The sequence below is a fragment of the Paraburkholderia sp. BR10872 genome (assembly GCF_040965835.1).
Classification (GTDB): domain Bacteria; phylum Pseudomonadota; class Gammaproteobacteria; order Burkholderiales; family Burkholderiaceae; genus Paraburkholderia; species Paraburkholderia nodosa_A.
On sequence record NZ_JBFRCN010000028.1, the window covers coordinates 76,228 to 94,667 of the forward strand.

Sequence of the window (18,440 nt, forward strand, 5' to 3'; positions counted from 1 at the left end):
TCCGTCGGGCAGGCGACTCGTAGACCCGCGGTCCTGCGGAGCATTATTGGAATGGAAACTTACGGGCTTCTGACGCGGGTGTGGGTTTCTGAGTGTAGCGTCGGCGTGGGCTGGAATCGGATAACTTCGCTGAATTCGCGAGCAAAATCAGGCATCGATCGGCAAGTATCTTCTAACGTGCAGATTTTGACTCGCCCGAAGCGTATCGGGTAAGGGTAAGTCCCATCCCGGTTTTCTGACGCAGTCCGTCAGTTTCGCGGTGGTTTCGCCGCCAAAGCGCCGGCAATGCCGCTCAGGCCTGCGTACGCAAGCGCAGCGTCACGCGCACGAGCGTGCCGGCGAGGCGCGGCGTGTCCTGATAGACGTGATCCTCGATAGCGAGCATGCCGCCGTGCATCGTGGCGATCTCGCGCACGATCGCGAGCCCGAGCCCGCTGCCTTCGCCGTCGCGCCCGAGAATGCGGTAGAAGCGCTCGAGCACGCGTTCGCGCTCGGCGCTCGGAATGCCTATGCCCGTATCTTCCACCTCGAGATGGACCATGCCCGCCGAGGGCTCGGGCCGCACGCGCACGGTGATGCGCCCGCCCGCGGGCGTGTAGCGGATCGCGTTGTCGATGAGGTTCGAGAGCATCTCGCGCAGCATCACCGGGTTGCCGTCCACTTCGATGCGCGCCCCCGCTTCGCCATCGTCTTCCTCACTGCCGCCGGCCGTTTCTGGGCCTTCGTAGCCGAGGTCCATCTGCTTGGCGAGCGCCGGCTGCACCCAGTCGCGCACGGCGTGGCGCGCCACGTCGGCCACGTCCACCGAGGTGAAGACCTGTCCGGACATGCGGTTCTCCGCGCGCGCGAGTGCGAGCAGCTGGGTGACGAGCCGTGCGGCGTGCTCGGAGCTCGTCGCGATCTGCTCGAGCGAGCGGTGCACTTCGGCGGGCGCGTCCTGGCGCAGCGCGAGCTCGGCCTGGGTGCGCAAGCCCGCGAGCGGCGTTTTCATCTGATGCGCGGCGTCGGCGATGAAGCGCTTTTGCAGTTCCATGTTCTGTTCGAGGCGCGTGAGCAGGTCGTTGAACGAGGTGACGAGCGGCTCGATTTCGGGCGGCGCGCGGCGCGCTTCGAGCGGCGAAAGATCGTCGGGGCGACGCATGCGGATGTTCGACTGCAGCGCGTGCAGGGGAGCGAGGCCCCGCGAGAGCCCGAACCACACGAGCAGGATCGCGAGCGGCAAGATCACGAACTGCGGCAGGATCACGCCCTTGATGATGTCGTTGGCGAGCTGGCGGCGCTTGTCGAGCGTTTCCGCGACCTGCACGAGCACGGGTTGACCTTGCCGATCGCCGACGCTCGGATGCGTCGGCTCCACGGTCGTATAGGCGACGCGGATGTCGATGCCATGCAGCGTGTCGTCGCGGAATTCGACGAGGCCCGGCGGCGGGCGGTCGTCATCGTGCGGCAGCGGCATGTCGCGATCGCCGCCGATCAGCTCGCCACGGCTGCCGAGCACCTGATAGAACACGCTGTCGACGTTATCGGCGCGCAGGAAGTCGCGCGTGGAGGCGGGCAGTGTCAGCTCGGCCACGCCGTTGACGGGCTGGATCTGGCGCGCGAGCACATAGGCGTCGGTTTCGAGCGCGCGGTCGAACGGGGCGTTGGCGATCGATTTCGCCACGAGATACGTGACCGCGATGCTCATCGGCCAGAGCAGCAGCAGGGGCGCGAGCATCCAGTCGAGAATCTCCCCGAAGAGCGAGCGCGGGCGGGCCTCGGCGGCGGCTTCGGCTTCGTCGGGCGGGGCGAACGGATTGGCGTAGCGGGCGTCGCGCGCGTCGTCGTCGAGGGCGTCGGCCGCGAATGCGGTCGCGCCCGAAACGCTGTCGCCGGCCGGGCCCGCAACGCCTGCGGCGCCCTTGGGCGGCACGGCGCGCGCGATGGGAGGACGCCCGGCCATCGTCGATCCTGCCTACTTGAAGTGGTGGCTGGCGGGCATCGCCGGCGCGGCGTCGGGCGTGCCGGCCTCGGTCCGGGCGGGCGTCTGGCCTGCGCCGGCCTGCGCTTCCTTCGCCTCCTTTTCGAGGCAGTAGCCGAGCCCGCGCACGGTCACGATGCGCACGCCGCCCGCTTCGATTTTCTTGCGCAGCCGGTGCACGTAGACTTCGATGGCGTTATTGCTGACTTCTTCGCCCCATTCGCACAGATGGTCGACGAGCTGCTCCTTCGAGACGAGCCGCCCGAGCCGCTGCAGCAGCACTTCGAGCACGCCCAGTTCGCGCGCGGAAAGATCGAGCACCTGGTCGTTGATGCGCGCAATGCGCCCCACCTGGTCGAACGCCAGCGCGCCGTGCCGCACGACGGTCGGGCCGCCGCCCGCACCCCGCCGCGTGAGCGCACGCACGCGCGCTTCGAGCTCGTTGAGCGCGAAAGGCTTGGCCATGTAGTCGTCGGCGCCGAGGTCGAGGCCTTTGACGCGCTCGTCCACGCTGTCGGCGGCGGTGAGGATCAGCACGGGCAGGTTGGAATTGCGCGCGCGCAAACGGCGCAGCACTTCGAGGCCCGGCATTTTCGGCAGGCCCAGATCGAGGATCAGGAGGTCGAACGACTGCATCGACAACGCGGTATCGGCATCCACGCCGCTACGCACGTGATCAACGGCATAGCCAGATTGGCGGAGTGATCTCACGAGTCCATCCGCGAGTATGCTGTCGTCTTCGGCAATGAGGATTCGCATGTTGCGCCAGCGTCGCCTTCGAGGCTTTTAGACCTCGTAGTCAGGCTCGTAACACCCGCGCCGCGCCGCGTCCTTGAAGGCGCGGCCAGGCGACGCGCGGCGGTCTCCCGAAATTCGCGGTTCTGGATAGCCAGAAAGGCTTGCCAAAACCACTGTTTTTTTATACAGTGTCTGCGTTCGTGTGCATTAGCCCGAATGAGGCGTGCGCATGGTCACGAGACGCCGTTCATCATAGCAAAGGACGATTCATGGAAGATAGCAAGAAAGGCTCGGCTGGGCTGACTGCTGAAAAGAGCAAGGCGCTGGCCGCCGCGCTCGCGCAGATCGAAAAGCAGTTCGGCAAGGGGTCGATCATGCGACTCGGCGACGGCGAGGCGGTCGAGGACATCCAGGTAGTCTCCACCGGGTCGCTCGGCCTCGACATCGCACTTGGCGTGGGTGGTTTGCCGCGCGGCCGGGTGGTCGAGATCTACGGTCCGGAATCGTCGGGTAAGACCACGCTCACGCTGCAGGTCATCGCCGAAATGCAAAAGCTCGGCGGCACGGCGGCGTTCATCGACGCGGAACACGCGCTCGACGTGCAATACGCCGCCAAGCTCGGCGTGAACGTGCCCGAACTGCTCATCTCGCAGCCGGACACGGGCGAGCAGGCGCTCGAAATCACCGACGCGCTGGTGCGCTCGGGCTCGATCGACATGATCGTGATCGACTCGGTCGCGGCGCTCGTGCCGAAGGCGGAAATCGAAGGCGAAATGGGCGACTCGCTGCCGGGTCTGCAGGCGCGTCTGATGTCGCAGGCGCTGCGCAAGCTCACCGGCACGATCAAGAAGACGAACTGCATGGTGATCTTCATCAACCAGATCCGCATGAAGATCGGCGTGATGTTCGGCAACCCGGAAACCACCACGGGCGGCAACGCGCTCAAGTTCTATTCGTCGGTGCGTCTGGACATTCGCCGCATCGGTTCGATCAAGAAGAACGACGAAGTGATCGGTAGCGAAACGCGTGTGAAGGTCGTGAAGAACAAGGTCTCGCCGCCGTTCCGCGAAGCCGTTTTCGACATTCTCTACGGCGAGGGCATCTCGCGTCAGGGCGAAATCGTCGACCTCGGCGTGCAGGCCAAGATCGTCGACAAGGCGGGTGCGTGGTACAGCTATAACGGCGAGCGCATTGGCCAGGGCAAGGACAACGCACGTGAATTCCTGCGTGAGAACGCGGACATTGCTCGCGAGATCGAAAACCGCATCCGCGAGTCGCTTGGCGTGAGCACGATGCCGGACGGCGTCAAGGACTCCGGCGAAGTCGAAGTCGCTGACGAAGAGTAAGTCCACCAGGCTCTCGTAGATAAGGCAAGCTGATGCGCAAGGGCGGGTCACCCACGTCCTCGCCTTCCGGCGAGCAGGCTAACCCGCACGCGGGTTCGCCTGCGGACAGGGGCGCCGAGCGGCGCTCCGCCGTCAAGCCTGCCGACTCGCGCACGAGCCGTTCTGGCCATTTGAGCCGCGACGCCCAGGCGGGCGATCGCGGTTTTGCGCATTCTGGCGCCGCGTTTTCTTCGCCCGCCGATCTCAGCGACGATGGCGGCGCGGTCTTCGAAGTCCCGTTCGAGGCGTTCTTCAGCGGGGCGGATGAAGAGGCGGCAAACGTGCCGCCAGAACCGCTGTCCGAACCCACATTCAAGCGATCGCGTCGCGCGCCGCTCGAAACAGCGCGCGAATCCAGCGCGCCGCAAGCCGACCAATACGAGCGCAGCTCGGCCAGCCGCGCCGCACGCGCCAGCGAGCGCGAAAAGTCGTCCACGCCGAAGCAGCGCCCCGAGCGCTCCCTCAAGGGCCGCGCGCTCGGCTATCTTTCGCGCCGCGAATACAGCCGCGCCGAACTCTCGCGCAAGCTCATGCCGTACACCGAGGACGCCGACGCACTCGAAGTGCTGCTCGATTCACTCGAACGCGAGGGCTGGCTCTCCGACGCGCGCTTTGCCGAAAGCGTCGTGCACCGGCGCGCGTCGCGCGTGGGGGCAGGGCGTATCGTCAGCGAACTCAAGCGCCACGCGGTGGGCGAAGCGCTCATCGAAGAGGTGAGCTCGCAACTGCGTGAGACCGAGCTCGTCCGCGCCCGCACGGTCTGGCAGAAGAAGTACGGCCAGTTGCCCGAGACGCCCGCCGAACGCGCGCGCCAGGCGCGCTTTCTCGCGGCGCGCGGCTTCTCGATGTCGATCATCGGCAAGATCCTCAAGGGAATCGACGAAGACTGGTCCGATAACTGAGCCGGCCGTCTCGAAAAATCCGCTCAGGCAAGTCCCCGCCCGGCCTGTGTGTTCGCGGCTGTCTCAAATACTCGGTATGTTAAAATCACGAGGTTTTCCAATCCGGTCTTACCTTTAGCATGCCGCTTTCTCCGCCCGTGCCCCGCCAGTTGCGCCATCAGCGCGCCATCCGGGCGGTTGCCTATGAGCGCGAAGACGGCCTGTGGGACATCGACGCGTGCCTGACCGACCACAAGCCACGCGACGTGCCGCTCGCCGCCGGTGTCCGGCCCAATGGTCTGCCGATCCATGAACTCTGGCTGCGTATTACGATCGATCGCAAGCTCAACGTCGTCGACGCCGAAGCGTCGTCCGACTGGGTGCCTTACGACGGTCAGTGCCAGAACGCCAATCCCGCCTATCGGGCCCTTATCGGGCTCAATCTCCTCGACAATTTCCGCCGTGAAGCGGGCCGGCTCCTCGCCGGCACGGTCGGCTGCACACACCTCACAGAAATGTTGGGCGTTTTGCCGACCGCTGCGATCCAGGCGTTCGTCGGGGCAGTGTGGGACACATCGAATGGCTCGCCGGGTGAAGCGCCCGGACCGGAACTCGGCAAGACCGCCGGAGGCAACGAGGCCGCCGGTGAAAAGCCGCCCTTCCAGCTGGGCCGCTGCCACGCGCTGCGGTTCGACGGGGAGGCGGTGAAGCAGTTTTATCCGCGCTGGTATGGCCATGTGCCGCGTTCGATCGCACGCGGCGCGGAAACCCCCAGCGTGCGCGACAGCCGGAGCCCGGGCCAAGAGGGCAGGGCCGACGCCGTCTCGCATGAATAACGACAGCGGAATCGAAGTTCACTCCAACTCTCAGACTGAAGGAATCACGCATGAAGATTCACGAGTACCAGGGTAAGGAAATCCTGCGGAAATTCGGAGTCGCGGTCCCGCGCGGCATCCCGGTGTTTTCGGTGGATGACGCGGTCAAGGCCGCTCAAGAGCTGGGCGGTCCGGTTTGGGTCGTCAAGGCGCAGATCCACGCTGGCGGCCGCGGCAAGGGCGGTGGCGTGAAGGTTGCCAAGACGATCGAGCAGGTCCGCGAATACGCGAACCAGATCCTCGGCATGCAGCTCGTCACGCACCAGACCGGTCCGGAAGGCCAGAAGGTCAACCGTCTGCTGATCGAAGAAGGCGCCGACATCAAGCAGGAACTGTATGTCAGCCTCGTCGTCGATCGCGTGTCGCAAAAGATCGTTCTGATGGGTTCGAGCGAAGGCGGCATGGACATCGAAGAAGTCGCCGAAAAGCACCCGGAACTGATCCACAAGGTCATCGTCGAGCCGTCGACGGGTCTGCTCGACGCTCAGGCCGACGACCTCGCCGCGAAGATCGGCGTGCCGGCTGCTTCGATTCCGCAAGCCCGCGCCATCCTGCAAGGCCTGTACAAGGCATTCTGGGAAACCGACGCATCGCTGGCTGAAATCAACCCGCTGAACGTCTCCGGCGACGGCAAGGTCATCGCGCTCGACGCGAAGTTCAACTTCGACTCCAACGCACTGTCCCGTCATCCGGAAATCGTCGCTTACCGCGACCTGGACGAAGAAGATCCGGCTGAAATCGAAGCCTCGAAGTTCGACCTCGCGTACATCTCGCTCGACGGCAACATCGGCTGTCTGGTGAACGGCGCAGGCCTCGCCATGGCGACGATGGACACCATCAAGCTGTTCGGCGGCGAGCCGGCGAACTTCCTCGACGTGGGCGGTGGCGCCACGACCGAGAAGGTCACGGAAGCGTTCAAGCTCATGCTCAAGAACCCGGGCCTGAAGGCGATCCTCGTGAACATCTTCGGCGGCATCATGCGCTGCGACGTGATCGCAGAAGGCGTGATCGCTGGTTCGAAGGCCGTGAACCTGAACGTGCCGCTCGTCGTGCGCATGAAGGGCACGAACGAGGACCTCGGCAAGAAGATGCTGGCCGAATCGGGCCTGCCGATCATTTCGGCAGACAGCATGGAAGAAGCCGCGCAGAAGGTCGTCGCGGCTGCCGAAGGCAAGTAATTTTCACCGGACACGAATGGCGGCGTGCCGGCGCGAAATCCGCAACGCAAGGCGCGGATGACGCGACGCGCGGCGCCAAACGAAAAGAGGTCAATACATGTCGATTCTGATCAACAAAGACACCAAGGTCATCACGCAGGGCATCACCGGCAAGACCGGTCAGTTCCATACCCGCGCGTGCCGTGAGTACGCAAACGGCCGCGAAGCGTTCGTCGCTGGCGTGAACCCGAAGAAGGCCGGCGAAGATTTCGAAGGCATTCCTATCTACGCGAACGTGCGTGAAGCGAAGGACGCCACCGGCGCGACCGTTTCGGTCATCTACGTGCCGCCGGCAGGCGCTGCTGCTGCGATCTGGGAAGCCGTCGAGGCCGATCTCGATCTCGCGATCTGCATCACGGAAGGCATTCCCGTCCGCGACATGATCGAAGTCAAGGACCGTATGCGCCGCGAAGGCCGCAAGACGCTGCTCCTCGGCCCGAACTGCCCCGGCACGATCACGCCGGACGAGCTGAAGATCGGCATCATGCCGGGTCACATTCACCGCAAGGGCCGCATCGGCGTCGTGTCGCGTTCGGGCACGCTGACGTATGAAGCGGTTGCCCAGCTGACCGCGATCGGCCTCGGCCAGTCGTCGGCAGTCGGCATCGGCGGCGACCCGATCAACGGTCTGAAGCACATCGACGTCATGAAGATGTTCAACGACGATCCGGATACGGACGCCGTGATCATGATCGGCGAAATCGGCGGTCCGGACGAAGCGAACGCCGCCGAGTGGATCAAGGACAACATGAAGAAGCCGGTGGTTGGCTTCATCGCGGGCGTCACGGCGCCTCCGGGCAAGCGCATGGGCCACGCCGGCGCGCTGATCTCGGGCGGTGCGGATACGGCCGACGCGAAGCTGGAAATCATGGACGCGTGCGGCATCAAGGTGACGCGCAACCCGTCGGAAATGGGTCGTCTGCTGAAGGCGATGCTGTAAATTCGAAATGCGCCGCCACTCGTGCATCATGTATGCGCGGGCGGCCGGCGTTTTTTGATATGCTTGCGGAATCCTTTCACGAGGTTTCCGAACAAAGAGCGAGGGAGCCAGTCATGGCCTCCTCGCTTTTTTATTTGGCTCGCCGTATGAGCCGCCTATCCTGAGTCACGGCTGAGTCTTCGTCTCCATGCTCGAGTTTTTCGCGACGCTCCACTGGGGCGCTGTCATCCAGATCATCGTCATCGACATCCTGCTCGGCGGCGACAACGCCGTGGTGATCGCGCTCGCCTGCCGCGACCTGCCTTCGCAGCAGCGCATGCGCGGCATTCTGTGGGGCACCGCGGGCGCGATCGCGCTGCGCGTGGTGCTGATCGCCTTCGCCGTGGTGCTGCTCAACGTGCCGTTCCTCAAGTTCACAGGCGGCCTGCTGCTGCTGTGGATCGGCGTTCGGCTGCTCGCGCCCAGTCAACTCGAGCACGCCAACGTGAAGCCTGCCGAGAAGCTGATGGGCGCGATCAAGACGATCGTCGTTGCCGACGCGGTGATGAGCCTCGACAACGTGGTCGCGATTGCCGGCGCTGCCGAAGCGGCCGATCCACGCCATCGCATCGCACTCGTGATCTTCGGGCTGATGGTGAGCATTCCGCTCATCGTGTGGGGCAGCCAACTCGTACTGAAATTGCTCGACCGCTACCCGGTGATCGTGACGCTCGGCGCCGCGCTGCTCGGCTGGATTGCGGGCGGGCTCATCGTCAACGATCCCGCCGGCGACCGCTGGCCGCTGCTCGATACGCCCGCGGCCGAATACGGCATGTGCGTGGCGGGGGCCGTGTTCGTCGTCGCGCTCGGGACCTGGCTTCGGCGCCGCAACGCGCAGCGCAGCGCGACGCAGGGGCCGCAGTCGCACTGAGCGCGCATGGCTGTGCCATAGTGCCTGGGCCATCTGGCCGACTGCTGCGCAGCACGGGCCGCCGATACGATCAAGACGCCTGTTCACGACTGTGAGCAGGCGTTTCTTGTTTCAGGAGCCCTGACGATGATCGTATCCGCACTTCCCATGAACCCGCAGCCGCCCAACGGCTGCGCGTGTTTTGCCAGACTCTCGCGCCTCGCGAGCATTGCCGGGCGCTGGACCGCGCGCGGCTTCACGCTGATCGAACTGATGATCGTGCTCGCGATCGTCGGTGTGATCGCGGCCTACGCCATTCCCGCGTACCAGGATTACCTCGCCCGCAGCCGCGTGGGCGAGGGCCTTTCGCTCGCGGCTTCCGCGCGCCTCGCCGTGGCGGAGAACGCCGCGAGCGGCAACGCGTTCGGCGCGGGCTACACGGTGCCGCCCGCCACGCGCAACGTGCAGTCGCTGCATATCGATGACACGACCGGTCAGATCACGGTCGCTTTCACTTCGCGCGTGGCGCCCGAGGGCAGCAACACCATCGTGCTCGTACCCTCGGTGCCCGACAACGCCGATGCGCCCACCGCGCGCGTCGTGCTCGCCCAGGGCAGTGTGCAGGGCGGCACGCTCACGTGGGAGTGCTTCGCAGCGGGCAAGACGGCTTCGTCTCTTGGCGCGCCGGGCACGGGCCCATCGCCCACGGACGCCGCAACGCTGGCGGGCAACCTCGCACCGCCGGAGTGCCGCGCATAAGGTTTGCGCATCGGTGCGGGGGCAACCGTGAGCGCTTTCAAGCCCACTCGCGCAGCGCACGCGGATGCGACCCGACCGGCCGCACCCGCACAGCGGGGGAAAAGTTTTGTATAGTGCCCCGTTGCTGAACGCCCCCGCCCAACCATGCCTTCCAATTTTGCGCGTTACCTTACGTTCGTCTTGCTGGCCCTCGCGTTGACGCTGCCCTATGCGGTCGTCAACCACACCTATCCGATTCCGACTTTCTACGCGGAATTCGTTGCACTGACACTTTATGTGCTGATGGGCGCCGCGACGTTGCTGCTCATTCGCCCGGCGCGCGCAGGCGAGGGCTTCGCATCGCCCACGGTCGCGCTCGTGCCGCTCTTCTTCGGTCTGTTGCTGATCGTGCAGACGTTCGCACTGCCGCTTGCCGAGCCTTCGATGAACTGGCTCGGCGCCGGTTATCTGCTCGCCGCGTTCCTCGCGACGCACGCGGGCTACACCATCACGCGCGCGCGCCTCATGCAATCGGCGCTCGTGTGGGCGGCTTTCGCGCTGCAGTTCGGCGGCCTCTTCGCCGTATTCACCCAGGTGATCCAGCTCTTTCACCTGGAGACGAAGGTCACGCCGCTCGTGGTGGCGTACAACATCACGGTCGATCGCCGGCCGTTCGGCAACATGGCGCAGGCCAATCACCTCGCCACCTATATCGCCTTTGCGATGGCGGGTGCGATGTACCTCGTCCTCACGCGGCGTTTGAACATCCTGCTGTGGGGCGTGCTGACCGTGATCTATTCGGGCGGTCTCGCGCTCACCGTGTCGCGCGGGCCGTGGCTGCAGATGGGCGTGATTTTCGTCGCGGGTCTGTGGATCGCGCTCACGGGATGCCGCAGCGAAGGCGACGAGGGACGCGGTGCGGGTGCGGGCCGCAAGGCCGGCGGCGTGCGCGCCTGGGCCGTCCCGTTCGTGCTCGTGCTGATCTTCTTCGGCATGAATGCATTCGTGCGCTGGGCCAACGTCCACTACGGCCTGGACCTTGCGCAGTCCGCCGCCGAGCGCATGAAGGACGCCAGCCAGATCGCGCCGCGCCTCGCACTGTGGCGCTACGGCTGGACGATGTTCAAGTCGCATCCGGTGCTAGGCGTCGGCTGGGGCGATTTCCCGGTGCACCAGTTCGAGCTGGCGCGCTCGCTTGGCGGCGTCGAGATCGCCAACAACGCGCACGACATCTTCCTCGACCTGCTCGCGAAGACCGGCCTCGTCGGTCTTGCCATCGTCGTGATCGGGCTCGTCGCGTGGTTCGTGCGCGGGCTGCGCGCGCCGCATACCGCCGAGCGCGTGTTCGGCTTCATGCTGATCGGCGTGCTCGTCATGCATGCGCTCGTCGAATATCCGCAGCAGTACATGTTCTTCCTGCTGCCGGCGATGTTCGTGTTCGGCCTGCTGGAGACGAAGCCGCTGCGTGTCGTGCCGCCGCGCGTCTCGCTCGGCGTGTATGCGGTGGTCGTGTTCGGCGGCGTCGCGGCGCTGTACCCGGTGCTGCGCGACTACAACCGCGCCGAGGTGCTGTATTACGGTCAGCACCCGGCGCGCGACTACGGCGACGATCCTTCGCGCCTGTTCGGCGCTTGGGGCGACTACGGTATGGCCACGCTGTTGCCGATGAACGCCGCGAGCCTGCCGAGCAAGCTTTACGCGCACCAGCGCGCCATCGCGCTGCTGCCCGGCGAAACGGTGCTGCGGCGCTACGCGGTCTTGCAGGCGCTGGATGGCGATACGGCGGGCGCTTTCGATACGGTGGAGCGTCTGCGCATTTTCGCCACGGAACTGCACGACTGGCAGACGCAACTCGCTTCGCTCTACGGCCTGCTCGACGAGCAGCCCACGCTCGCGGACTTCAAGGCGCAACTCGTCAAGAAGTACGGGACGCCGGCGAAATCGGTCGAACAGGACGACGAGGACGATTCGGACGATTGAGTCTCACAGCGCGCGCGTGAAGGGGCGGTGAGTCAGCTCGCCGCCGCTCCGGCAATCAAAGCTCGGAATATTTTGCGGCGCTGCCTTTTGCCTTCTCCACGGGATAGCGCTGCGCGTTCAGCTTGAGCTTTTCCGCCGCCGCTTCGACCAGATCGATCCCGGCGGTATGGGCGACCAGCAACAGGTAGATGAACACATCCGCGCATTCGTGCTTGAGATGCGTGAGCTGCGCGGGATCGGCGATCTGCGCGTCGATCTGCGCGTCGGTCTTCCACTGGACCGTTTCCAGCAGCTCGCCTGCCTCGATGCTGGTTGAGACGATCAGGTTGCGCAAGGTGTGAAACTGCCTCCAGTCGCGCTCGTCGCGAAAGGCCAGAACCTGCGCGAGCAGTTCGTCGAGCGTCATGGCGTCAGCGCTCCGCCACCCATTCTCCCGACTTCCCGCCGTGCTTTTCCAGCACGCGCACATCGGTGATCGTCATGCCGCGATCCACTGCCTTGCACATGTCGTAGACGGTCAGCAGTCCGACCTGCACGGCGGTCAGCGCTTCCATCTCCACGCCCGTGCGGCCGAGCGTTTCCACCTGCGCCGTGCAGTGAACCCCGGGCATCGTTTCGTCGAGCACGAAATCCACTTTCACTCGCGTGATGGCGAGCGGGTGGCACAGCGGAATCAGATCCGAGGTGCGCTTCGCCCCCTGGATCGCGGCGATACGCGCAACGCCGATCACGTCACCTTTTTTCGCGTGGCCGTCGCGGATCAGCGCGAAGGTTTCCGGCAACATGCGGATCGTGCCGCTCGCGAGCGCGATGCGCTTCGTCTCTGCCTTGCCGCCGACATCGACCATATGGGCGTCGCCGGCTGCGTCGAAATGCGTGAGTTCAGGCATGGTGGTTCTTCCTTGAGGGGTACCTATCTTAACAGTGCGGCACGCCGCGCTTTCTACGCGTCTTGCCGTGCCGCAAGAGTTGTAAGGCGGGCTACAATCGATGGGTTGGCGCAAGCGCGCGGGCGGTCCGCACCGGGTGCGCCGCCGCGCCGGTGTTCCGCATTCCCCGATCCTGTCATCAATGCGTCTGAAACGGCTGCTTGCTGCATGGTTGTGCGCGTCGCTTACGGTTTCGCCGCAAGCGTACGCGCAGGCGTCGAATGCCGCCGTCCTCAAGCCCGGCGCGGCCCCGCCGATGGCCGCGCAGCCGGCACCGGCCCCCTCCAGCCCGGCACCGAACGCGGCCAATGCGGCGCCCGCACTCGTCAGCGGCCCGTTCGACGACTCGGCTGACCCCGTCGTCCCCGCCTCGATCGCGCAGGGCGTGTTCGGCACTTACGGCGGCGTGCAGAGCCGCTTTTCGGCCCAGGGCCAGGCAGGCGCAGCTTCCTCGTCGTCGAGCGGCAATACCAGCGTGCGCGCCCCCGCCTGGGTGCCGCAACTGCCCGACCTCGGCGACGGCTCCGGCGGCGCGCTCACGCCGCAGGCCGAGCGCCGTATCGGCGAGCGCGTGATGCGCGAGATTCGCCGCGACCCCGACTATATCGGCGACTGGCTCGTGCGCGACTACCTCAATTCGGTGGCCGCGCGCCTCGCGGCGGCCGCCAGCGCGCAGTTCATCGGCGCCTATCGGCCCGACTTCGATCTGTTCGCGATCCGCGACGGCCAGATCAACGCCTTCTCGCTGCCGGGCGGCTTCATCGGCGTGAACTCGGGGCTCATCGTCGTCACCCAAACGGAGTCCGAACTCGCCTCCGTGCTCGGTCACGAAATGGGCCACGTCTTGCAGCGGCACATCGCACGCATGCTTTCGCAGAGCGAGCGCACGGGCCTGGCCGCGCTGGCCGGCGTGCTGTTCGGCATTCTCGCGGGCGTGCTCGCGCATAGCGGCGATCTCGGCGCCGGGATTGCGCTCGGCAGCCAGGCGTATGCCGTGGACAGCCAGTTGCGTTTCTCGCGCGCCGCGGAGCACGAGGCCGATCGCGTGGGCTTCCAGCTGCTTACGGGGGCGGGCTACGACCCGTGGGGCATGGTGGCGTTTTTCGAGCGGCTCGAGCGCGATTCGATGGAAGACACGGGCGTGCCGGCCTACGCGCGCACGCACCCGCTCACCGGCGAGCGCATCGCCGACATGCAGGACCGCGCGCGCCGCGCCGCTTACCGTCAGCCGCGCCAGGCGCCCGAGTACGGTTTCGTGCGCGCACGCGTGCGTGTGCTTCAGGACCGCACGCGCAACGAGTACATCGACGAGGTTTCGCGTCTGCGCTCGGAGCTCGAGGACCGCACGGCGCTCAACGTCGCCGCGAACTGGTATGGCATTGCCTACGCGCAGTTGCTGCTGGAGCGCTACGACGACGCCACGGCGTCGCTCGCGAACGCGCGCGCGGCGTTCGCGAAGTTCGAGGCCGCGGATGGCAGCAAGACGCGCAGCTCGCCGAGTCTCGACGTGCTCGCCGTGGATATCGCGCGCCGCTCAGGCCGCACCGACGACGCCGTGCGGCTGGCCGAGGCCGCGCACAAGGCGTGGCCAGGCTCCCACGCGGCTACCGATGCGCTGCTGCAGGCGCTGATCGCGGCGCGGCGCTTCAAGGAGGCGCAGACGCTCGCGCGCAGCGAAACCGAGGCCGAACCGCAGCAGGACGCCTGGTGGCTCTATCTGGCGCAGGCGAGCGCCGGACTCGGCGACGCGCTCACTCAGCATCGGGCGATGGCGGAGAAGCTGGCGCTCGACGGCGCGTGGCCCTCGGCTATCCGTCAGCTCAAGGAGGCGCGCGACATGAAATCGGTGGGCTACTACGATCTGTCGACGATCGAAGCGCGCCTGCACGACTTCGAGGCGCGCTACCAGCAGGAGCGCCAGGACGAGAAGGACGAGGGCCGCGGCTAAGTCGGGGCTCAGTCCGCGGATGCAGGCGGCGTGCCGCTCGCGCCGTGCCCCGCGGCCTGCGCTTCGCGCTCGGCGCGCGCCGGGCTCGCCACGAAGGCGAAGCGCGTGCTCACGTCGGCGCGCTTGACCGGCTGCAGCGGCAGCGCGGCGCCGGCGCGCCAGTGGAAGGTGCCGCTGTGGGCGTCGTCCGCGAGCGTGGCGTGGTCGGTGAAGAGGTCGAGGTCGTGGTCGTGCAGCAGCGCCGCGCGCGGCGGCGAACTCGCATCGGCGAAGATCACGCTGCCCGCTTCATCGAGGTAGGCGGCCACGGGCTCGAACGCTTGACCGCCCTGATCGGTGAGGATCAACGCGTCGTCGCCCTCGTGACCCGCGGCGAGACGCACGATCCACGGCGTGTATTCGAGTTCGACGTACACGCGCTGCGGCCCGTTCTGGAAGTACCACTGGCCGTGTTCATCGCGCTCGTAATTGCGGTTGATGAAGCCGAGCAGCGCTTCGTGGCGGATCGCGGTGCCGGGTGCGTTCTGCGCCTGGGCGGCCTCGTCGCGCATGCGCCAGTTGCCGCGTGCGTCGAGCAGCAGCCAGCCCGTGCAATGCGGGACGTTGGGCCAGCGCGCGAGCGCCTGTTTGACGATGTCATCCATGAGAGACGAAAGGCGAGAGATAAGCAAACACGCGCTGCGAAAGCCAGTCGCTGCGGCCAGGGAACGGTCCCGTCATGAAGCCGACGTGGCCGCCGTGCGCGGGCTGATCGAGTTCGACGGCGGCGCTCACTTCGTGGCGCGCGGGCAGCGCGCGGCCCGGCAGGAACGGATCGTTGCGCGCGTTCAGAATGAGCGTGGGGACGGCGATTTCGCCGAGCTTCGGACGGATCGTCGCTTGCGTGTAGTAGTCGTGGGTGTCGCGAAAACCGTGCAGCGGCGCCGTCACGACATTGTCGAATTCGTACATCGTCCGGCTGGCGAGCACGGCTTGCGCGTCGAACAGGCCGGGGTACTGCTCGAGTTTCTGGAGCGCCTTCACTTTCAGCGTTTTCAGGAAGCTGCGCGTGTAGATCATGCCGAAACCCTGCGTCAGCATCTCACTGCCTGCATGCACATCGAGCGGCGTGGAGATCGCCGCGGCGGCCGCGACGATCGCGGCGTCTTCCCGACGCTGGGCAAGCCAGTGCAGCAGCACGTTGCCGCCGAGCGACACGCCCGCGACCACGAGCGGCCCCGCGTGGCGGGCAGCGAAGCGGCGCAGCACCCAATCGACTTCGGCGGAATCGGCGAGATGGTAGAAGCGCGGCAGCAGGTTCAGCGGTCCGCTGCAGCTGCGAAAGTGGGGGATCGCCGCATGCCAGCCGCGCGCCTGCGCGGCGGCAGCGAGCGCGCGCGCGTAGTGGGAGCTCGAGCCGCCTTCCAGGCCGTGGAACAGGACGAAAAGCGGGGCGTTGTGTAAATCCGCACCGGCACGCTTGCCGTCCAGCCAGTCCACTTCGATGAAGTCGCCATCCGGTGTGTCCCAGCGCTCGCGGCGGTAGGCGGGCGCGGGCAGGCGCGAGAACAGCGCCGGCACGATGGTCTGGATGTGCGCACCGGGCAGCCAGAACGGCGCGCGGTAGTCGTTGTCGTAGTGGGGGCCGAGCAGGGCGGTCTGGGCATCGAGCGCGGCCGCGACGCGGGCTGCGTCGCCGGGCCTGCTGGTGTCGTCGGTCGTACTCATCACTGCCCCCTGCTTTGCGCCCTTATGTCAGTGCAGCGCGCCCTGGCCGTGGCGCAATCTGGCCGAGAACTGGGTGGCTGCGTCGTCGGGCATGCGGCTCGCGTGAATGTGCGCAATTCGCCACTCGCCGCGCTCGTGAACCATCACGTAGGTCGTGAAGACCATGGTGGGAATCGCGCTGGGATCGACCGGACGGTGCGCTTCCACGATCGCGTAGACCACGGTGCCGAGGCTGTCGTACACACGGATGTCGAGCGGCTCGATCGACACCGGCGCCGCTTCGAGCTGTGCGGCGAGGCCCGCGCGGATGCTCGGCAGGCCGTGCAGATGCGCGCCTTCCGCCGTGATGCAGCTCACGAACTCTTCATCGATCCACAGACCCATCAAGCTGTCGATGTTGACTTCCGCGACGGCCTGGTAGTACGCGTTGAGGGTGTCCGCGGCGGCTTCGAAGATGTGGGCAAAACGTGGCATGGCTCGTTGGTCTTGTGCGCTCGGTGTCGCATTCGGCGTCTACCTGGGCGCGGGTTGGCGATTGATCGGTTGCGTCGTTGTGCGGCTGTCGCTGCGTGCCGCGCGTTTGCCGCGAGCATGCCGCTTTCGCGAGACAGGCCTGTGACGTGCTCCGATGCGGCGCATGGGTCCCTCCCGCGCCTCGTTGCCTCTATTGGGCGCGCGCAACGCGCATGGCGTCCGTTGCGTGGCGCACATCCATTTGTGTGCGCGATGTTTTCAGCGTGGCGGGCGGCACATAGCCGCCCAACGCTGCTGGCGATGCCTGTTGCTTATCGCTGCCCGAGCAGCATGCCGCGTAGATCGCCGAAAACCTGCTCCGGGCTCAGTTCGCGCAGGCAGTTCAGATGCCCGAGCGGACACTCTCGCGCAAAGCAGGGACTACATTCGAGATGGAGCCATTGTACCTTTGCAAGCTCGGACAAGGGCGGCGTGTGGCGCGGATCCGTCGAACCGTACAGCGCGACGAGCGGCCGACGCAGCGCGGCGGCCACGTGCATCAGGCCCGAATCGTTGGTCACTACGGCGTTCGCGCGCGAGATCAGTGCGCACGCCTCGCCGAGCGCGGTCTGCCCGCACAGGTTGCGCACGTTCGGCGCGCGATCGGCAATCGCCTGGGCGAGCGGGGCGTCCTTCGGCGAGCCGAGCGCGACGATCTGCGTGTACGGGAACGACTGCCCCACCATCTTCGCGAGCGCCGCGAAATGCTCGGGCGGCCAGCGCTTGGCCGGGCCGTACTCGGCGCCGGGGCAGAACACGAGCAGCGGCACGCGCGTATCGAGATTGAAGCGCGCCGACACGCGCGACGCCTCGTTCGGATCCGACTCGAGGCGCGGCATCGGCAGGTCGTCGGGCACGCTCGCGCCGGGCGCGTAGGCGAGCGCGGCGTAGTGGCTGACCATCGGCGGGCGCTCGTCCTTGGGCGGATTCGCATGGCGCACATTCAAGAGGCCGTAACGGTTCTCGCCCGTGTAGCCAATGCGCAGCCCGATATTGGCGAGCCACGGGATCAGTGCGGACTTGAGCGAATTGGGCAGCACATAGGCAGCGTCATAGCGTTCGGCGCGCAGATCGCCCGCCAGTTGCCAGCGGCGCAGCAGCTGCAGCTTGCCGTGGCCGAGGTCGGTGGCGTAGACGTCGCGGATCTCGGGCATGCGCTCGAGCACGGGCGCAACCCAGGTTGGCGCGAGCGCATCGATCTGAATGCGCGGGTGCAGTTTCACGAGCCGCGAAAAAAGCGGCTGCGCCATCAGTGCGTCACCGATCCAGTTCGGTGCGATTACCAGCGCGCGGCGCATCGGGAGTCAGGGTCCGGAGAGGGTAAAGGTTGCACGTGCGGCTTGCCCGCCTCGCGCCGGCTCGGGCCGGCATGGGGGCGGATTGGGCCGCGCGCGAAACACGGTTGGGAAAATGACGAGAAGCCGCGCGCCGGTGAACGGGCGGCGGCAGCACGTAAAACGCGCCGCCGCATGCAACGACGGCGCGCGGCGAGTGAGGCGAAACGCGTCAGTGGCCGTGGACGACCTCGCCCGCGCGCAGCTTGTAACGCGTGCTGCAGTACGGGCACTTCGCTTCGCCGTGGGTCACGTCGAGGAACACGCGCGGGTGGTTGCTCCAGCGCGGCATCGACGGATTCGGGCAGTAAGCGGGCAGATCCTTGGCCGAAAGTTCGACCAGCGGCATTTCCTTGATTTCGCTCATGAGGACGATTCTCTGTGTAGCTGTGGGGGCCAGGCGTTG

General features: G+C 66.4%; 18 protein-coding genes. 9 read left to right on the plus strand and 9 right to left on the minus strand.

From position 1 onward, the window contains the following. Positions 1-292: 292 nt before the first annotated feature. Together AB4Y43_RS21860 and AB4Y43_RS21865 are read right to left on the minus strand one after the other, a co-directional pair. Entirely contained in the window at positions 293-1,942 is a 1,650-nt protein-coding gene (locus tag AB4Y43_RS21860) for a sensor histidine kinase N-terminal domain-containing protein (protein ID WP_368728761.1), read from the minus strand. Positions 1,943-1,954: 12 nt separating this feature from the next. Continuing rightward, on the minus strand, positions 1,955-2,719 hold the full coding sequence (locus AB4Y43_RS21865) for a response regulator transcription factor (RefSeq protein WP_069262866.1): 765 nt from the start codon (positions 2,717-2,719) through the stop codon (positions 1,955-1,957). Positions 2,720-2,967: 248 nt separating this feature from the next. Between AB4Y43_RS21865 and recA the strand changes: the two genes are divergently transcribed. The 8 genes from recA to AB4Y43_RS21905 all read left to right on the plus strand — a co-directional run bounded on the left by recA (position 2,968) and on the right by AB4Y43_RS21905 (position 11,603). Beyond that, complete coding sequence (gene recA, locus AB4Y43_RS21870; RefSeq protein WP_069262865.1) at positions 2,968-4,044, plus strand: recombinase RecA; 1,077 nt, start codon at positions 2,968-2,970, stop codon at positions 4,042-4,044. 32 nt (positions 4,045-4,076) lie between these two features. Then, positions 4,077-4,985: a recombination regulator RecX gene (recX, locus tag AB4Y43_RS21875; RefSeq protein WP_368728762.1), complete on the plus strand. Its 909-nt coding sequence runs from the start codon at positions 4,077-4,079 to the stop codon at positions 4,983-4,985. Positions 4,986-5,104: 119 nt separating this feature from the next. Further along, positions 5,105-5,800, plus strand: a complete 696-nt coding sequence (locus AB4Y43_RS21880; protein ID WP_324160523.1) for a DUF2889 domain-containing protein — start codon at positions 5,105-5,107, stop codon at positions 5,798-5,800. Positions 5,801-5,850: 50 nt separating this feature from the next. After that, positions 5,851-7,017 (plus strand): ADP-forming succinate--CoA ligase subunit beta, encoded by a 1,167-nt coding sequence (gene sucC / locus AB4Y43_RS21885; RefSeq protein ID WP_321930262.1) that lies wholly within the window; start codon positions 5,851-5,853, stop codon positions 7,015-7,017. Between the two features lie 97 nt (positions 7,018-7,114). Further along, positions 7,115-7,996, plus strand: coding sequence for a succinate--CoA ligase subunit alpha (gene sucD, locus AB4Y43_RS21890; protein WP_069262862.1), 882 nt, complete (start codon positions 7,115-7,117; stop codon positions 7,994-7,996). A gap of 187 nt (positions 7,997-8,183) precedes the next feature. After that, a complete protein-coding gene (locus AB4Y43_RS21895; RefSeq protein ID WP_069262861.1) occupies positions 8,184-8,906 on the plus strand; it encodes a TerC family protein in 723 nt (240 codons plus the stop codon). A gap of 126 nt (positions 8,907-9,032) precedes the next feature. Then, positions 9,033-9,644, plus strand: coding sequence for a pilin (locus tag AB4Y43_RS21900; RefSeq protein ID WP_342948440.1), 612 nt, complete (start codon positions 9,033-9,035; stop codon positions 9,642-9,644). Positions 9,645-9,788: 144 nt separating this feature from the next. Next, entirely contained in the window at positions 9,789-11,603 is a 1,815-nt protein-coding gene (locus AB4Y43_RS21905) for a PglL family O-oligosaccharyltransferase (protein WP_368728763.1), read from the plus strand. A gap of 55 nt (positions 11,604-11,658) precedes the next feature. Here the strand turns inward: AB4Y43_RS21905 and AB4Y43_RS21910 are convergent, their stop codons facing one another. Then, positions 11,659-12,009 carry a nucleotide pyrophosphohydrolase gene (locus tag AB4Y43_RS21910; protein ID WP_368728764.1) on the minus strand — a complete coding sequence of 117 codons (351 nt, stop codon included), beginning with the start codon at positions 12,007-12,009 and terminating at the stop codon, positions 11,659-11,661. A gap of 4 nt (positions 12,010-12,013) precedes the next feature. Further along, positions 12,014-12,493 (minus strand): cyclic pyranopterin monophosphate synthase MoaC, encoded by a 480-nt coding sequence (gene moaC / locus AB4Y43_RS21915; protein ID WP_368728765.1) that lies wholly within the window; start codon positions 12,491-12,493, stop codon positions 12,014-12,016. A gap of 181 nt (positions 12,494-12,674) precedes the next feature. Between moaC and AB4Y43_RS21920 the strand changes: the two genes are divergently transcribed. After that, complete coding sequence (locus AB4Y43_RS21920) at positions 12,675-14,480, plus strand: M48 family metalloprotease (protein ID WP_368728766.1); 1,806 nt, start codon at positions 12,675-12,677, stop codon at positions 14,478-14,480. Between the two features lie 8 nt (positions 14,481-14,488). Here the strand turns inward: AB4Y43_RS21920 and AB4Y43_RS21925 are convergent, their stop codons facing one another. The 5 genes from AB4Y43_RS21925 to AB4Y43_RS21945 form a co-directional block, all read right to left on the minus strand. Then, a complete protein-coding gene (locus AB4Y43_RS21925; protein WP_368728767.1) occupies positions 14,489-15,124 on the minus strand; it encodes a DUF2946 family protein in 636 nt (211 codons plus the stop codon). Continuing rightward, positions 15,117-16,187, minus strand: coding sequence for a YheT family hydrolase (locus tag AB4Y43_RS21930; RefSeq protein ID WP_368728768.1), 1,071 nt, complete (start codon positions 16,185-16,187; stop codon positions 15,117-15,119). Before AB4Y43_RS21930 ends, AB4Y43_RS21925 begins: the two co-directional genes overlap by 8 nt. Positions 16,188-16,214: 27 nt before the next feature. After that, the gene (locus AB4Y43_RS21935; protein ID WP_069262853.1) at positions 16,215-16,661 is read right to left on the minus strand and encodes a nuclear transport factor 2 family protein; all 447 of its coding nucleotides are present in this window, start codon (positions 16,659-16,661) and stop codon (positions 16,215-16,217) included. Positions 16,662-16,972: 311 nt separating this feature from the next. Next, positions 16,973-17,998 carry a lipopolysaccharide heptosyltransferase II gene (gene waaF, locus AB4Y43_RS21940; protein ID WP_069262852.1) on the minus strand — a complete coding sequence of 342 codons (1,026 nt, stop codon included), beginning with the start codon at positions 17,996-17,998 and terminating at the stop codon, positions 16,973-16,975. A 208-nt stretch (positions 17,999-18,206) separates the two neighbouring features. Then, entirely contained in the window at positions 18,207-18,401 is a 195-nt protein-coding gene (locus AB4Y43_RS21945; protein WP_028205950.1) for a zinc-finger domain-containing protein, read from the minus strand. Between the last annotated feature and the right edge of the window lie 39 nt (positions 18,402-18,440).

Excerpts from the sequence above, each read along its gene's own strand:
- AB4Y43_RS21920 (WP_368728766.1), top strand. The coding sequence starts at position 12,675 with ATGCGTCTGAAACGGCTGCTTGCTGCATGGTTGTGCGCGTCGCTTACG.
- sucC (WP_321930262.1), top strand. The coding sequence starts at position 5,851 with ATGAAGATTCACGAGTACCAGGGTAAGGAAATCCTGCGGAAATTCGGA.
- AB4Y43_RS21860 (WP_368728761.1), bottom strand. The coding sequence starts at position 1,942 with ATGGCCGGGCGTCCTCCCATCGCGCGCGCCGTGCCGCCCAAGGGCGCC.
- moaC (WP_368728765.1), bottom strand. The coding sequence starts at position 12,493 with ATGCCTGAACTCACGCATTTCGACGCAGCCGGCGACGCCCATATGGTC.
- AB4Y43_RS21905 (WP_368728763.1), top strand. The coding sequence starts at position 9,789 with ATGCCTTCCAATTTTGCGCGTTACCTTACGTTCGTCTTGCTGGCCCTC.
- AB4Y43_RS21900 (WP_342948440.1), top strand. The coding sequence starts at position 9,033 with ATGATCGTATCCGCACTTCCCATGAACCCGCAGCCGCCCAACGGCTGC.
- AB4Y43_RS21925 (WP_368728767.1), bottom strand. The coding sequence starts at position 15,124 with ATGGATGACATCGTCAAACAGGCGCTCGCGCGCTGGCCCAACGTCCCG.
- recA (WP_069262865.1), top strand. The coding sequence starts at position 2,968 with ATGGAAGATAGCAAGAAAGGCTCGGCTGGGCTGACTGCTGAAAAGAGC.
- AB4Y43_RS21895 (WP_069262861.1), top strand. The coding sequence starts at position 8,184 with ATGCTCGAGTTTTTCGCGACGCTCCACTGGGGCGCTGTCATCCAGATC.
- waaF (WP_069262852.1), bottom strand. The coding sequence starts at position 17,998 with ATGCGCCGCGCGCTGGTAATCGCACCGAACTGGATCGGTGACGCACTG.
- AB4Y43_RS21910 (WP_368728764.1), bottom strand. The coding sequence starts at position 12,009 with ATGACGCTCGACGAACTGCTCGCGCAGGTTCTGGCCTTTCGCGACGAG.
- AB4Y43_RS21945 (WP_028205950.1), bottom strand. The coding sequence starts at position 18,401 with ATGAGCGAAATCAAGGAAATGCCGCTGGTCGAACTTTCGGCCAAGGAT.
- AB4Y43_RS21865 (WP_069262866.1), bottom strand. The coding sequence starts at position 2,719 with ATGCGAATCCTCATTGCCGAAGACGACAGCATACTCGCGGATGGACTC.
- recX (WP_368728762.1), top strand. The coding sequence starts at position 4,077 with ATGCGCAAGGGCGGGTCACCCACGTCCTCGCCTTCCGGCGAGCAGGCT.
- AB4Y43_RS21930 (WP_368728768.1), bottom strand. The coding sequence starts at position 16,187 with ATGAGTACGACCGACGACACCAGCAGGCCCGGCGACGCAGCCCGCGTC.
- sucD (WP_069262862.1), top strand. The coding sequence starts at position 7,115 with ATGTCGATTCTGATCAACAAAGACACCAAGGTCATCACGCAGGGCATC.
- AB4Y43_RS21935 (WP_069262853.1), bottom strand. The coding sequence starts at position 16,661 with ATGCCACGTTTTGCCCACATCTTCGAAGCCGCCGCGGACACCCTCAAC.
- AB4Y43_RS21880 (WP_324160523.1), top strand. The coding sequence starts at position 5,105 with ATGCCGCTTTCTCCGCCCGTGCCCCGCCAGTTGCGCCATCAGCGCGCC.